General features: G+C 59.4%; 10 protein-coding genes and 2 pseudogenes. 6 read left to right on the forward strand and 6 right to left on the reverse strand.

Annotated features, from left to right (window positions below; translation table 11 throughout):
* Nucleotides 1-55: 55 nt before the first annotated feature.
* The gene (gene ftsY / locus ACTG27_RS14765; protein WP_439979892.1) at nucleotides 56-1897 is read right to left on the reverse strand and encodes a signal recognition particle-docking protein FtsY; all 1842 of its coding nucleotides are present in this window, start codon (nucleotides 1895-1897) and stop codon (nucleotides 56-58) included.
* 110 nt (nucleotides 1898-2007) lie between these two features.
* Between ftsY and rsmD the strand changes: the two genes are divergently transcribed.
* Both rsmD and ACTG27_RS14775 read left to right on the forward strand, forming a co-directional pair.
* A complete protein-coding gene (gene rsmD / locus ACTG27_RS14770) occupies nucleotides 2008-2637 on the forward strand; it encodes a 16S rRNA (guanine(966)-N(2))-methyltransferase RsmD (protein ID WP_129504874.1) in 630 nt (209 codons plus the stop codon).
* Between the two features lie 110 nt (nucleotides 2638-2747).
* Nucleotides 2748-3059, forward strand: a complete 312-nt coding sequence (locus ACTG27_RS14775) for a DUF1145 domain-containing protein (RefSeq protein ID WP_042052536.1) — start codon at nucleotides 2748-2750, stop codon at nucleotides 3057-3059.
* Nucleotides 3060-3913: 854 nt separating this feature from the next.
* Here the strand turns inward: ACTG27_RS14775 and ACTG27_RS14780 are convergent.
* From ACTG27_RS14780 to ACTG27_RS14800, 5 genes and pseudogenes are all read right to left on the reverse strand, one after another.
* A pseudogene (locus ACTG27_RS14780) lies at nucleotides 3914-4901 on the reverse strand (helix-turn-helix transcriptional regulator).
* Nucleotides 4902-5188: 287 nt separating this feature from the next.
* Entirely contained in the window at nucleotides 5189-5575 is a 387-nt protein-coding gene (locus ACTG27_RS14785; RefSeq protein WP_042081419.1) for a SirB2 family protein, read from the reverse strand.
* Complete coding sequence (locus ACTG27_RS14790; protein ID WP_439979893.1) at nucleotides 5572-7425, reverse strand: monovalent cation:proton antiporter-2 (CPA2) family protein; 1854 nt, start codon at nucleotides 7423-7425, stop codon at nucleotides 5572-5574. The genes ACTG27_RS14785 and ACTG27_RS14790 overlap by 4 nt, the downstream gene beginning before the upstream one ends.
* Nucleotides 7426-7492: 67 nt before the next feature.
* Nucleotides 7493-8089, reverse strand: coding sequence for a glutathione-regulated potassium-efflux system oxidoreductase KefF (gene kefF / locus ACTG27_RS14795; protein ID WP_042081420.1), 597 nt, complete (start codon nucleotides 8087-8089; stop codon nucleotides 7493-7495).
* A 101-nt stretch (nucleotides 8090-8190) separates the two neighbouring features.
* Nucleotides 8191-9032: pseudogene (locus tag ACTG27_RS14800) on the reverse strand (LysR family transcriptional regulator).
* Nucleotides 9033-9175: 143 nt separating this feature from the next.
* Here ACTG27_RS14800 and ACTG27_RS14805 point away from each other — a divergent pair.
* The 4 genes from ACTG27_RS14805 (at nucleotide 9176) to ACTG27_RS14820 (ending at nucleotide 13176) form a co-directional block, all read left to right on the forward strand.
* The gene (locus ACTG27_RS14805; RefSeq protein WP_439979894.1) at nucleotides 9176-9898 is read left to right on the forward strand and encodes an SDR family oxidoreductase; all 723 of its coding nucleotides are present in this window, start codon (nucleotides 9176-9178) and stop codon (nucleotides 9896-9898) included.
* A gap of 88 nt (nucleotides 9899-9986) precedes the next feature.
* Nucleotides 9987-10310 (forward strand): hypothetical protein, encoded by a 324-nt coding sequence (locus ACTG27_RS14810; protein ID WP_439979895.1) that lies wholly within the window; start codon nucleotides 9987-9989, stop codon nucleotides 10308-10310.
* Nucleotides 10311-10356: 46 nt separating this feature from the next.
* The gene (locus ACTG27_RS14815; protein WP_005339953.1) at nucleotides 10357-10788 is read left to right on the forward strand and encodes a DUF411 domain-containing protein; all 432 of its coding nucleotides are present in this window, start codon (nucleotides 10357-10359) and stop codon (nucleotides 10786-10788) included.
* A 234-nt stretch (nucleotides 10789-11022) separates the two neighbouring features.
* Nucleotides 11023-13176: a S9 family peptidase gene (locus tag ACTG27_RS14820; protein WP_439979896.1), complete on the forward strand. Its 2154-nt coding sequence runs from the start codon at nucleotides 11023-11025 to the stop codon at nucleotides 13174-13176.
* The last annotated feature ends 177 nt before the right edge of the window (nucleotides 13177-13353 follow it).

A 13353-nucleotide genomic window follows, 5' to 3' on the forward strand; every position in this document is an offset into this window, starting at 1 on the left:
GTCGGGGTATGGAACACTTACTCATCACGGCTGAGCTGACTCATCGCGGCCGGACTTATTCATCGCGGCTGAAGAGCGCCTCGATGAAGTCATTGGCAACGAAGGGACGCAGATCGTCGATCCCCTCGCCCACCCCGATGTAGCGGATCGGGATCTGGAACTTGTCGGCCACCGCGAAGATGACGCCGCCCTTGGCGGTGCCATCCAGCTTCGTGAGGGTGATGCCGGTCAGGCCAACCGCCTCGCTGAACAGCTTGGCCTGGCTCAGCGCGTTCTGGCCGGTGCCTGCATCCAGCGTCAGCATGATCTCGTGGGGCGCCTCTTCATCCAGCTTCTTCATCACCCGCACTACCTTCTTGAGCTCTTCCATCAGGTTGCTCTTGTTCTGCAGGCGACCGGCGGTGTCGGCGATCAGCACGTCAGCCCCGCGGGAGCGGGCGGCCTCGATGGCATCATAAATGACGGAAGCGGAGTCGGCACCGGTATGCTGGGCAATCACCGGAATGTTGTTGCGCTGACCCCAAACCTGCAGCTGTTCGACCGCTGCGGCACGGAAGGTGTCACCCGCTGCCAGCATCACGCTCTTGCCTTCAGCCTGGAACTGCTTGGCCAGCTTGCCGATGGTGGTAGTCTTGCCGACGCCATTCACGCCGACCATCAGGATCACATAAGGCTTCTTGCTGGTGTCGATCACCAGCGGCTGCTCCACCTTGGCCAGCATCTCGCCCATGTCCTGCTTGAGCAGGCCGTAGAGCGCCTCGGCATCCTTGAGCTGCTTGCGATCCGCGTGCTGCACCAACCCCTCGATGATGCGGGTGGTGGTGTCGACGCCGAGATCGGCGGTCAGCAACTGGGTTTCCAGCTCTTCAAACAGCTCGTCGTCGATCTTCTTGCCACGGAACAGGCCGAAGAAACCGGAGCCGATATTCTCCTTGGTGCGCACCAGACTGCGCTTGAGGCGAGCAAAGAAGCCCTCCCGCTGCGGTTTGTCCTGGGTGTCGTCGTCCACCTTGGCGGCCAGCGGTAGAGCGGCCAGGGCGGCAGCCTCAGCCTCCATCGCGGCGACCAGGCGCATATCTTCCGCGCGCTGGGCCTCTTTGGCGATACGGGCTTCTTCAGCAGCCTGAGCTTCGGCGGCAATGCGAGCCTCCTCCGCAGCGCGAGCTTCAGCAGCAATGCGAGCTTCTTCCGCAGCACGGGCTTCGGCAGCAATACGAGCCTCTTCCGCAGCGCGGGCTTCGGCGGCAATGCGAGCCTCTTCCGCGGCACGGGCTTCTGCAGCGATGCGGGCCTCTTCCACTGCGCGGGCTTCGGCAGCGATGCGAGCCTCCTCTGCAGCCTGAGCTTCGGCGGCAATGCGAGCCTCTTCCGCGGCACGGGCTTCGGCAGCAATACGAGCCTCTTCCGCGGCGCGAGCTTCAGCAGCAATGCGAGCCTCTTCCGCAGCGCGGGCTTCGTCAGCAATACGAGCCTCTTCCGCAGCACGGGCTTCGGCAGCAATACGGGCCTCTTCGGCTGCCTTGACCTCAGCGGCTTGCGCCTCTGCGGCAGTGCGAGCGGCGTCAGCGGCACGCTCCTCTTCGGCGATCAGCGCTTCATTGACGATCACCGGCTCCAAATCGGAAGCGCACTCCTCCACCACCAGTGGGCCGTGGTCGTCCAGCTCGGTCGGCAGGCAGCAATCATCTTGCAAAACGGGATTCTGTGCGCTGGCAGGCACTTCGGGGGCAACGGCCGGCGTACTATCGGAAACAGTTGTATCGGAAACGGGAGCGGGGGTAGCAGTGACCTCGGGCTCAACGGTAACGGGGGTGGCTTGGGGTGTCTGTGGTTGGACAGCCTCAGCCTCTTCTTTCTTGCGGCCGAAACCCAGCCAGGAAAACAAACCTTTTGCCATCTAAAAATACTCACATCAAAGGCTGACTGCTAAGATAGCCGTCCCTTGGCGGGTCGGCATAAAAATGAACCGCCTTATACTACCACTTTATTTTCTGACGATGAAACGCGATGCCCAGAGTGAAATCCAGCCGTAGCAACCCGAGCAAGAGTCCCGCCCCGCAAGGAAAATCGGGCTTTGTAAGAATCATCAGCGGCCAGTGGCGAGGCCGCAAATTGCCGGTCAAGGATGTGGAAGGGCTCAGACCCACCACGGATCGCGTCAAGGAGACCATCTTCAACTGGCTGGCCCCCCACATTCGCGGCACCCGCTGCCTGGATCTGTTTGCCGGTAGCGGCGGACTCGGGCTGGAGGCGCTGTCGCGCTATGCCGAGCAGGTGACCCTGATCGAAATGGACAAAGGGGCCGCTGACCAGATCAAGAAGAACCTGACCGCCCTCGGCAGCAGTCAGGGTCAGGTGATCCAGTCAGATGCAGTGAGCTGGCTGCAAGGCCCGGCCACACCGTTTGATCTGGTGTTCCTCGATCCGCCGTTTCGCCGCGACCTGCTGCCGCAAGTGTGCGAACTGCTGGAGCAGCGCGGCTGGCTGGCGCCGGACGCCCTCATCTATCTGGAGCGGGAGAAGGAGATGGCCGATCTGGCGCTGCCCGCCAGCTGGCAACTACTCAAGGATAAACAGGCAGGTCAGGTCAGCTACCAGCTCTATCTGCGGGACACCAAGAATGACGCTGCAGTTTAAAGGGGGGGAATGGGCGCAGTAGCCCTCCCCGTCAATTTGGACAATGGCTCAAGGACAAGCAGGTCGATCAAATCAGGTCTGCTACCAACTCTATCTAAGGGAGGTAAACAATGAAGCGGGTCTTTAATCTGTTGGCGATGGGGCTGATATTGTTCTTCTGGTTTGGCGTGCTGATGAGCCTGATTGCCCCGCTGCCCGGCAAACTCAACGGCTTTCTGCCGGTCTGCGGCGTGATCGTCGCCCTGCTGCACTGGCTGCAGGCCAGCATGATCAAGGCAGCTTGCAAACGCTACTTCGCGGTCACCAAGGCCGAGTTTGTCACTGTGCTGATCTTTGGTGTGTTTGGCATGGTCGACATTCGTCAGCGCCTGCAAGAGATCGTCAACGCCGCCCAGCGCGGCAATCTCTCGGACAAACCATAAAAGAAAAGGGGACGGCGGTAGCCGTCCCCTAGAGTCGTGTCGTCCTGTCCGTAGAACTGCAATGCTCCCTGCAATCCCTGACGTTATCCTAATCCTTTGGAATATCCCCTTTCCAATCCGTTGGCGTGTCCTGCGGCGTTCCTGGCCTGGCAATTCATCCTGAACTGCTTCCCTGTCTCCATCCTGGAGGTGTCCATTACCACGTCCTGTGGGGTTCCTTGCGTCTTCCTGACAGATAACCATCCGGGTTATCTCACTTCATCCTGAAGTATTCCTCTCGCATCCGGCGAGGTCCTGTTCATCCTGAAGAACGAGGTTCCGTTCATTCTGCTCCCATCCCGAGAGTGTCCTGCCGCATCCCGCGGTGTTCCTTTATTCATCCGTGACGATAATCATCCTGATTATCGAGCTCATCCTGAGGTGTCCCTTGTCCACATCCTGCGGACTATTCCATCTTTATGCGCTGCCCTGCATCCTGCCGGACCAGCTCCGTCCTTGTGAGACCCATACTAAGGAAATGCTCACCCCGAACAAGGGCCATCCGATGATAAAGATCCGATGCAGCTCCCATCTCAAAAAACGAACTTAAAAACTAACCCTTTAATATCAGTTATTTATTTAGTTTCACTGGAAAGCTCGATCATTCTGGCATGGCTTCGCGTACGGCTCAAAGCGCCAGCCTCTTACAGTCGCTATGGCAGATCTCTTACACGGGTTTCGCCCCCGAAAACGGGGCAGGAAAACGGTTCAATCCTGACGTTAAGACTTAAAAATTAGTTGAATAAATATGCTTAAAAAAACCGCAAAAAAAGAGCCGAGACCAGGCTCGACTCTTTAACATTCCAATTTTTTAATCAGCTCAAGCGGTTGGCCGGATTGAGATAGGCCTTGCGCAACGATTCTGGTGCCAGCACCTCCAGTTCACCGCCGATGTTGTTCAACCAGCTGCGAAACTCCGGGGTGTCCTGCACTTCAGTCTCCACCACCACGCGCGCGCTTGTCATAGCGGGTCATGCGCGGATTATTGCCGGGGATCTGGTTATCCACCAGCGACTGGCTGTTGGCATCGATCCGGCCGACGAAGCGGATCGGGCCGCTCACATCCTGATAGCCCTGATCGCGGATCAGCTTCTGGATATTGAAATCCTTAGGCTGGGTGGCGCTGAAGTTGGTCAGTTCCACGTTCTTGATATGGTCAAACGGGATGCCGTAGACCTTGGGATCCAGCTCGGACAGAGTGCAGAGCAGGATCGGACCGTCCGGCTGATTGAGAATGCCGAGCGGGTTGATACGGTCGTAGCAGAGCCACACGGTGCGCTCTTTGATCACGCGCTGGATCTCGGCACTGAACTTGCGACCACGCCAGAGCGCATCGCGAATCAGGGTGCTGCGGCGGATCTCCGGGTTGCCGGCAAACGGGCGCGGTGACTGGTGGACACTCTCCAGCCAGCGCTCGGCCAGTTCACTCTGGCTGTCACGGATAACCTGGCTCGCCTTGTCGACCAGCGGGTTCAATTCGGTCAGTACACTCGCCGGCAACAGTTGGCTCGCCTGATCACTCCAGGTTTTCAGGGCCACCGCCAGCGAGAGCGGCATGATATTGGCAAAGTCGTTGAGGCCGTGGCGCTCGAAGCACCAGCCATGGGGTTTGCTGCGCTCGTCCGAGGTGAGGTCGAACAGTCCCATGCCGGACATCTCCTCCAGGTCCCGTTGCACGGTACGCAGACTGACGTGGATACCTTCCTCTTCCAGTTTTACCTGGAGTTGGCTGGCGGTCAGCTTGTAAGGGCGGTGCGGGATGCAACGCGCCAAGGTCAGTTGTCGTAACAGCTTCTTGCTCATGGTGCTTGCCTTCACTGGTTTAGCGTTGACTGTATGCTAGTCGTGACTTGCGACAGTCTATGTCGCAAGTTTTGCTGCGACAACTGTCGCCATTTTCATACAAAACACACTAAACAATTGATTTATAAAGACAATACACTCAAAAAAGGAGCCGCTAGAGGCTAAAATTAGCCAAAAATCCCTCAAATGAAAGTTCTATGTTGCGATTTATTGTTAGCATAAAACTCCGATTAATTAATTCATCTCAGAATATGATTTCAGAGGAGAGCATGACTCTCCCCTTTTGCTCACATCAGCCACGACCAGGCTGACTTGGTGATGGCCGCACCGACCATGTAGCCAAACACCGCCAGTGCCGCCACACCGGCCACCAGCTTCTGACCGCGGGCCGGGCGTTTGAGTGCCATCACACCCAGACCGATATAGAGCACCAGTGCAATCAGCTTGGCCATCAGCCAGGGTTGTTGGCCGGGGCTCAACTGCAAGGCCACCGCCAGCAACACACCAAACAGCAGCAGGAAGGTATCGTTGATATGCGGCAGGATTTTCAGCCACTTCTGCTGCAACCGATCGCTGCCGGCCAGCGCCAGACTCCAGCGATAGATAAAGAGCAGCAGACTGACCAGCGCCAGCGTCATATGCAGGTGTTTGAACATGGGGTAATAGGCAATCATTTTGCTTCCTTGTCGTCGTCGGGTAGCCCGCTATTCCAGTTGTGGGCATGGATACGCTCCTGCCCCTCCTCGTCGTCTTGCAACAGATCGGAGAGGATCTCCCGGTATTGCAGGCTCTTGTTGATATAAGTGTGTTCGTCGTCCAGATAGTTGACCTGCTCGCGCAACAGCCAGTTATCGTGCTGCTTGAAGGTCTGCCCCGCCCGCCAGGCCTGGTTGGCCCTAAACCCAAGCTGGGTCAGGGCTTCCACCCCCAGATCGACCGCAGAGCCCAGGGTTTCCCGGTGAACGCTCTCGACCCCGTGGCGCAGGATCTCGTGGGCATGGGGTCGATCCAGAGCTCGCGCCAGGATCTTCAGGTGCGGGAAGTGCTTCTGCACCATCTCGATCACCGCCAGCGAGGTAGCCGGATCGTTGATGGAGAGCACCAGCAGCTTCGCCTTGTGCGCCCCTGCGGCATGGAGCAGATCGATCCGGCTGGCATCGCCATAGAAGACCTGATAGCCATACTTGCGCAGGGTCTCTATCTGGCTAGCATCCTGCTCGAGGATGGTGGTACCGATGCCGTGACCGTGCAGCAGACGCCCCACGATCTGACCGAAGCGGCCGAAGCCCGCGATGATCACCGGATGCTCCACCAGCTCAGGTTGCTCATGCTGCGGTGCGTCGCTCTGGTTACGGTAATCGAACCAGGGCTGGATCACCCGATCGTTGAGGATCAGCAGCAGCGGGGTGAGCGCCATCGAGAGCGCCACCACCAGCGTCAGCAGCGAGATGGTCTCGCCGGGCAGCACCCGGTTCTGGGCGGCAAACGAGAAGAGCACGAAGGCAAACTCGCCCCCCTGCGCGAGCGCCAGCGCGAAGGTCCAGCGTTGACTCGGCGAGATGCGGATGATGAAGCCGAGCGCCATCAACACCAGCCATTTGAGCACCATCAGGCCAACCACCAGAGTGGGTATCAGGAAGGGGTGCTCGGCAAACAGTCCGAAGTCGATCCCCGCCCCCACCGACATAAAGAACAGGCCGAGCAGCAAGCCCTTGAACGGCTCTATGTCGGCCTCCAGCTCGTGGCGATATTCGCTATCGGCCAGCACCACCCCGGCGAGGAAAGAGCCAAGAGCGGGTGAGAGCCCCACCGACTCCATCAACACAGCGATGGCGATCACCAGCAGCAGAGCAGCGGCGACGAAGATCTCCCGCATATGGGACTGGGCGATGGCACGAAATACCGGCCGCATCAGGTAGTGGCCACCCAGCACGATGCCGGAGATGGCCGCGACCACCAGCAGACCATGCTGCCAACCCGCCAGCTCGGAGCCACCATTACTGGCGACCGGCGCCATGGCCAGCAGCGGCAGGATCGCCAAGATCGGAATGACCGCAATATCCTGAAACAGCAGCACCGCAAAGGCGGAGCGACCGCTCTCGCTCTGCATCAGCTTGCGCTCCTGCAGGCTCTGCAGAACGATGGCGGAGGAGAGCGCCAGAATGAGTCCGATAGCCAGCCCCTGTTGTAGAGGTAGACCGATCAGGTGCGCCACGCCGGTCAGCGCCGCCGTGGTGAGCAGCACCTGCAGGCCGCCGGTGCCGAGGATCGGCCCCTTCAGCTGCCACAAGAGGGCCGGACGCAATTCAAGACCGACCAGAAACAGCATCAGCACCACGCCAAACTCGGCGAAGTGCATCACATCCTTCTGCTCCCCCACCAGCCCCAGCAGAAAGGGGCCTATGATGATCCCCGCCAGCAGGTAGCCGAGCACCGAGCCCAACCCCCAGCGCTTGGCCAGCGGCACCGCGATGACGGCGGCGGAGAGGTAGATAAAGGCATCAAACAGGATCCCGTGGCCCATCAGTCGGCCCTCCGCATGAACATCTGATCCGGCTCATGAGCTCGGCCAACAAGCTGCCCGTGTGTCATCAGAGCACCTCCAGCAAGTCGCGCAGATAAGGACGCCCGGCCAGCTGCTCCGGAGTCAGCTGATCGTCACGCAAGGCGCAAAGCAGCTGACGGTAGTCCTGCCCACAGCGGCGCAGGGCGGCGGGATCCTTGATCTTGTGAAAGGAGTGCAGCACGAAAGGGGGCAGCCAGTTCATGCCGCACAAGGTGGCCGCCTGCTGAAATGGCAGCAGAAAATCGAGCAGCGGTCGGCTGTTGTACCCCTCGCTGCAGTAGGACTCCGGCGCCCCGCCGGTGGTGATGGCGCTCAGCCACTGCTTGCCCTTGAGGGCGTGGGCTTCGGGGCCGTAGGCGTAGCCATACTCCAGCACCAGATCCATCCACTCTTTCATGATGGCCGGGCAGGAGTACCAGTAAAACGGGTGCTGAAAGACGATGATATCGTGCTCAGAGAGCAGCGCCTGCTCCCGCTTCACATCGATAAACATGTCGGGATAGTGCTGATAGAGGTCGTGAACCTTGACCCCCTCCAGCCCCTCAATCGCCTGCAACAGCTGCTTGTTGGCCCGCGAGCTCTGCAACGCGGGATGGGAAAAAATAACCAGAATGCGTTTCATGACCACATCACCCGAACAAAGCCTTGCGGTGCAAGGCGAGGTAAACAGAAAAGGGGAGTCTGGGGAGCTGCATCGTAAAGGTGCACAGGAGAGCGACCTTATCAGGAAGCGCCATAGCCTGCCAACTCGGGGATCAGCTCCCGCAGCGCCGGATTGAGGGTCTGGTGGGCGGGATAGCAGAGCCCGATCCGGCGAAACATCCGCGGTCCGCTCACCGGCAGGGTACAGAGCCCCGCCTCATCCTCGACCAGCCCGTCCGGCAGAAAACTGATGCCGACCCCCGCCAGCACCAGCGCCATCACCAGCCCCTTGCTCTCGGCCTTGGCCACCAGATTGAGGGTAAGCCGGTCACAGGCCAGCAGGCCGATAGTCTGCTGATGGGCTTCGCAGGGCGGGCACTCAATAAAATCATAATGTTGCAGCTCGGCCAGCTCGATCCTTTCGCGGCTTGCCAAGGGGTGTCGACCGGCACGCAGAGCACATAATCCTCCTCCCAGAGCGGCAGGAAGATCTCGTCCTCCCGGCGCAAGGCATCCAGCGTCAAGCGGCAGTCGGCGGGCGTGGTGTAGTCGGAGAGGGTGAGATCCAGCTGCGGCAACACGCGCTGAACTTGCTGCAGCAGCCCGGCCACCCGGCGGCGACTCAAGTCCGGCATGATAGCGATATTGAGCCTCGCACGCGTCGCCTTCTGGCGAAACAACTCCGGCAGACGGCGCGCCTCCTCCACCAGCTTGACCGCGTGAGGATAGAGATAGTGGGCCGGATCTTTCGCCACCACCCCCTTCTTGCCCCGGACAAACAGGCTGTCACCGAGCGCCTCTTCCAGCTGGCGCAGCCCCGCCGAGAGGGAGGGCTGACTGACGTGGCAGCGCTCGGCCGCCGCCGTGATGTTCTTCTCTTCATAGATAGCGATGAAGAAACGCAGCAATCTCAGATCCAGCATAAGCCCAACCATAGTTTTTTCAGATGATAACCAGCGGAAAACAATATTTATCACTTATAGATGCAGTGACTATAGTGATTGGGTTCCGTGCTGGCCAGCCACCCGTTTGCTCAAACCGACTCTTGAATCAGAAGGAAAGACCCATGTCCAAATCTCTCGTCGTGATCACCGGCGCCTCCGCCGGGATCGGTGCCGCCATCGCCCGAGCCTTCTCTGCTGCCAGTCATCCGCTGTTGCTGCTGGCACGTCGGGTCGAGCCGATGCAGGCCCTGAACCTGCCCGATACCCTCTGCATCGGGGTCGATGTGACCGACACCGCCGCCATGAAGGCCGCCGTTCAGCAGGCAGAAGCCAAATTTGGCCCGGTGGGCTGCATGGTCAACAACGCCGGCGTCATGCTGCTGGGTCAGGCCGATGTGCAGGATCCCGCCGAGTGGCAGCAGATGCTCAACATCAACGTGATGGGGGTGCTGAACGGCGTCCACGCGGTACTGGCTGGCATGAAGGAGCGCCGCAGCGGCACCATCATCAACATCAGCTCCATCGCCGGTCGCAAGACCTTCCCGAACCATGCTGCCTACTGCGCCACCAAGTTCGCAGTGCACGCCCTGACCGAGAACATCCGGGAAGAGGTGGCCGATGTGGGCGTGCGGATGGTGACCATAGCCCCGGGTGCGGTCGAGACCGAGCTGCTCAGCCATACCACTGACGAAAGCATCAAGGCCGGTTACCACGACTGGAAAGATCAGATGGGTGGCGTCATTGCGCCGGAAGTGATCGCCGATGCCGTGCTCTACGCCTGGAACCAGCCTGCCAACGTCTGCGTGCGCGAGATCGTGCTGGCGGCGACCCGTCAGCAACCTTGAATCCAGCTGACTGACACCATGGGGAGGGCTTGACCCTCCCCCGGGGCACAGGGTTACCATGTGCCCCTTGTTATTTTCGAGTCATTCCATGGTTCTCACCCGTCGCCAACTCGCTCACGCCCGTCGCTGGCTCCCCCTGTGGAGTCTGGTGCTGGTGTTGATGTCGTTTGGCAGCCGGGCCGCAACCGACCTCTGTACCCTGACCACCCACTGCAGCCAGAGCGAACGCTCGCTGGAAAAAGCGATGCCCTGCGGCAGCTTCACCACAGCACTTTCGATGACGCTGCTGGCCAGCGACAGCCTGATGGTGGCGGTGCTGGAACCGGATAGTCCCGACTTCTCCTCCCCCTCTCTCTATATGCCGGAAGCTCCGTGCGAGCGGCTCGAACGTCCCCCACGCCCCCAGACCTGAAACGCATCCCGTATCGGGCATCTTTTCTTTCAATCTGAGGTGAGTGATGTACAAACCCCTGTTACTGGCCATGCTGGCCGGTACCGTCAGCTTTTCGGCCCTCGCGGCCGAGAAGATGACCGTCTACAAATCCAAATATTGTGGCTGCTGCCAAAGCTGGAACGAGCACATGGAGCAGAATGGCTTCGAACTGGAGGTCATCGAAACCGAACAGCTCGGCGCAGTGAAGCAGCAATACGGTATCGCGCCGGAACTGGCTTCTTGCCATACCGGTATCGTAAATGGCTATGTGATCGAGGGGCATGTACCGGCCGCCGATGTGCAGAAGCTGCTCAGGGAAAAACCGGCGATCCGTGGCCTGACCATTCCGGGCATGCCCCAGAGTGCGCCGGGCATGGATATTCCGGGCCATCCCTATGAGGTACTGAGTATCAGCAACGAGGGCGCGACCAACCGCTGGTCGAGCTACCCAGGCTGACGAAAACTGGTCATGAGAGGGCACTCCCATATCATGTGAGGCACACCTGAGCGGACTCTTGCCGCTCATGGCCAGAAAGAGGGCCGCTATCGTGAGATAGCGGCTTTTTTTGATTACATTTCCTGCAATAACAAGGGATTGCTTGCAACCACCGGCAACAAGGGGCAGATTTAACGCCAATTCATGGAGCCGATGCTCAGGTCTACCAACCCTTTCCAGCGCCAAGGATGCGACATGTTTACCTTTTCCCGAGGAGTTCTGCTGCTAGCCTTTCTGACAGTTCTCCCCCCCACTTATGCCAATGAAGAGCCCGCCATGCTGACAAGCGAACATCCAATCCAGCCGCCCGTGGCCGCCAAACATCCCCGCACTCTGAAAAAACACGGGGATACCCGCATCGACAACTACTACTGGCTGCGTGACGACGAGCGGCAGAAGCCCGAGGTGTTGGACTATCTCAAGGCCGAGAACGCCTATACCGAGGCCATGCTCAAGCCGACCCAACCCCTGCGCGAGCAGCTTTACAAAGAGATGGTCGCCCGCATCCCCCAGCAGGATGAGTCGGTACCCTATGTGAAAAATGGCTACCGCTACCAGACCCGCTATGAGCCGGGCAAGGAGTACGGGATCTATTCGCGCACCAAGCTCGGTGAAGAGCAGGCGAGTCTGCTGCTCGACAGCAACCTGCGAGCCGAGGGGCACGAGTTCTATGCCCTCGGCGCCCTTGAGGTGAGCCGCAATAACCGCTGGCTGGCGGTGGCGGAAGATTTCCTCTCCCGCCGTCAGTACCAGATCCAGTTCCTCGATCTGGAGAGCGGTCAGTGGGCTACCGACAAACTGGAAAATACCTCCGGCAATCTGGTGTGGGCCAACGACAACAAGACCGTCTTCTATGTGCGCAAGCACCCGCAGACCCTGCTGCCCTATCAGGTCTATCGCCATAGGCTAGGGACGGATCCGGCCACGGACAAGCTGGTCTATGAAGAGAAGGATGACTCCTTCTACATCAGCCTCTACGCCACCACCTCGGAAGATTTCATCGTCATCGCCCTCTCCAGCACCACCACAGGCGAAGCGCGGCTGATCGATGCCAACCAGCCGGAGCACGCCCCCCGCCTGTTCCTGCCCCGTCAGGTGGATCACGAATACAGCCTGGATCACTACCGCGGCCGCTTCTATGTGCGTTCCAACAAGGATGGCAAGAACTTCGGCCTCTACGAGACCAAGGAGAGCCCGGTCGATCGCTGGAAGGCGGTGATTGCCCCCAATCCGGACGTGCTGCTGGAGAGCTACGCCCTGTTCAAGGATTGGCTGGTACTGGAAGAGCGCAACAAGGGGCTGACCCGACTGCGCCAGATCAACTGGCAGAGCGGTGACGAGAAGGAGATCGCCTTCGACGATCCCGCCTATGTCACCTGGCTCGCCTACAACCCGGAGCCGGATACCAGCGCCCTGCGTTATGGCTACTCCTCCATGACCACCCCCGCCTCTACCTATGAGCTGGATATGGCGAGCGGCAAGCGCACCCTGCTCAAGCAGCAGCCGGTGGCCGGCTTCAAGGCCGACCAGTACGCCAGCGAGCGGCTCTGGGTGACCGCCCGCGACGGCGTATCGGTGCCGGTGTCGCTGGTCTATCGCAAGGACAAGTTCAAGAAAGAGCAGGCTGATGCGCCCAAGAATCCGCTGCTGGTCTATGGCTATGGCTCCTACGGCGCCAGTATGGATCCCGACTTCAGCAGCTCGCGCCTGAGCCTGCTGGACAGAGGCTTCGTCTACGCCATCGCCCATATCCGGGGTGGTGAAGAGCTGGGCCGTCACTGGTACGAAGATGGCAAACTGCTGAAAAAGCAGAACACCTTCAATGACTTTATCGATGTCACCAAGGCGCTGGTGGAGCAAGGCTACGGTGCCAAAGATCAGGTCTACGCCATGGGCGGCAGCGCCGGTGGCCTGCTGATGGGGGCGGTCATCAATCAGGCGCCCGAACTCTATCGCGGCGTGGTGGCGCAGGTGCCGTTCGTCGATGTGGTTACCACCATGCTGGACGAGTCCATTCCCCTCACCACCGGGGAGTATGACGAGTGGGGCAACCCGAACCAGAAGCGCTACTACGACTACATGAAGAGCTACAGCCCCTACGATCAGGTGAAGGCGCAAGCCTACCCCAACCTGCTGGTCACCACCGGGCTGCACGACTCGCAAGTGCAATATTGGGAGCCCGCCAAGTGGGTCGCCAAGCTGCGCGAACTGAAGACAGATGATAACAAGTTGTTACTGAACACCGACATGGACGCCGGCCACGGCGGCAAGTCGGGCCGCTTCAAAGCCTACGAGGATATCGCGCTGGAATACGCCTTTATCCTGGATCTGGCCACCCCGGCCAACTGATCTCTCATGACTCCGGCCCTTGTCACACAAGGGCCGCATAAGAATCCCATCCTAGTTTTTCCCTCTTCCATTTCCCTTCATATCAAATTAATCTTCGGCTAGAAAATGAATGATCAAGGTCATGTTTCTCAAGATTAAACTCCGTGATTTTGCCATTTCGTTTGATTTATGTTGGGT

It is taken from the genome of Aeromonas sp. 97A, assembly GCF_051919185.1.
Classification (GTDB): domain Bacteria; phylum Pseudomonadota; class Gammaproteobacteria; order Enterobacterales; family Aeromonadaceae; genus Aeromonas; species Aeromonas veronii.

Coding starts and splice junctions, on each gene's coding strand:
- ACTG27_RS14815 (WP_005339953.1), top strand. CDS start 10,357: ATGTACAAACCCCTGTTACTGGCCATGCTGGCCGGTACCGTCAGCTTT.
- rsmD (WP_129504874.1), top strand. CDS start 2,008: ATGCCCAGAGTGAAATCCAGCCGTAGCAACCCGAGCAAGAGTCCCGCC.
- ACTG27_RS14790 (WP_439979893.1), bottom strand. CDS start 7,425: ATGGGCCACGGGATCCTGTTTGATGCCTTTATCTACCTCTCCGCCGCC.
- ACTG27_RS14785 (WP_042081419.1), bottom strand. CDS start 5,575: ATGATTGCCTATTACCCCATGTTCAAACACCTGCATATGACGCTGGCG.
- kefF (WP_042081420.1), bottom strand. CDS start 8,089: ATGAAACGCATTCTGGTTATTTTTTCCCATCCCGCGTTGCAGAGCTCG.
- ACTG27_RS14820 (WP_439979896.1), top strand. CDS start 11,023: ATGTTTACCTTTTCCCGAGGAGTTCTGCTGCTAGCCTTTCTGACAGTT.
- ACTG27_RS14775 (WP_042052536.1), top strand. CDS start 2,748: ATGAAGCGGGTCTTTAATCTGTTGGCGATGGGGCTGATATTGTTCTTC.
- ACTG27_RS14805 (WP_439979894.1), top strand. CDS start 9,176: ATGTCCAAATCTCTCGTCGTGATCACCGGCGCCTCCGCCGGGATCGGT.
- ftsY (WP_439979892.1), bottom strand. CDS start 1,897: ATGGCAAAAGGTTTGTTTTCCTGGCTGGGTTTCGGCCGCAAGAAAGAA.
- ACTG27_RS14810 (WP_439979895.1), top strand. CDS start 9,987: ATGGTTCTCACCCGTCGCCAACTCGCTCACGCCCGTCGCTGGCTCCCC.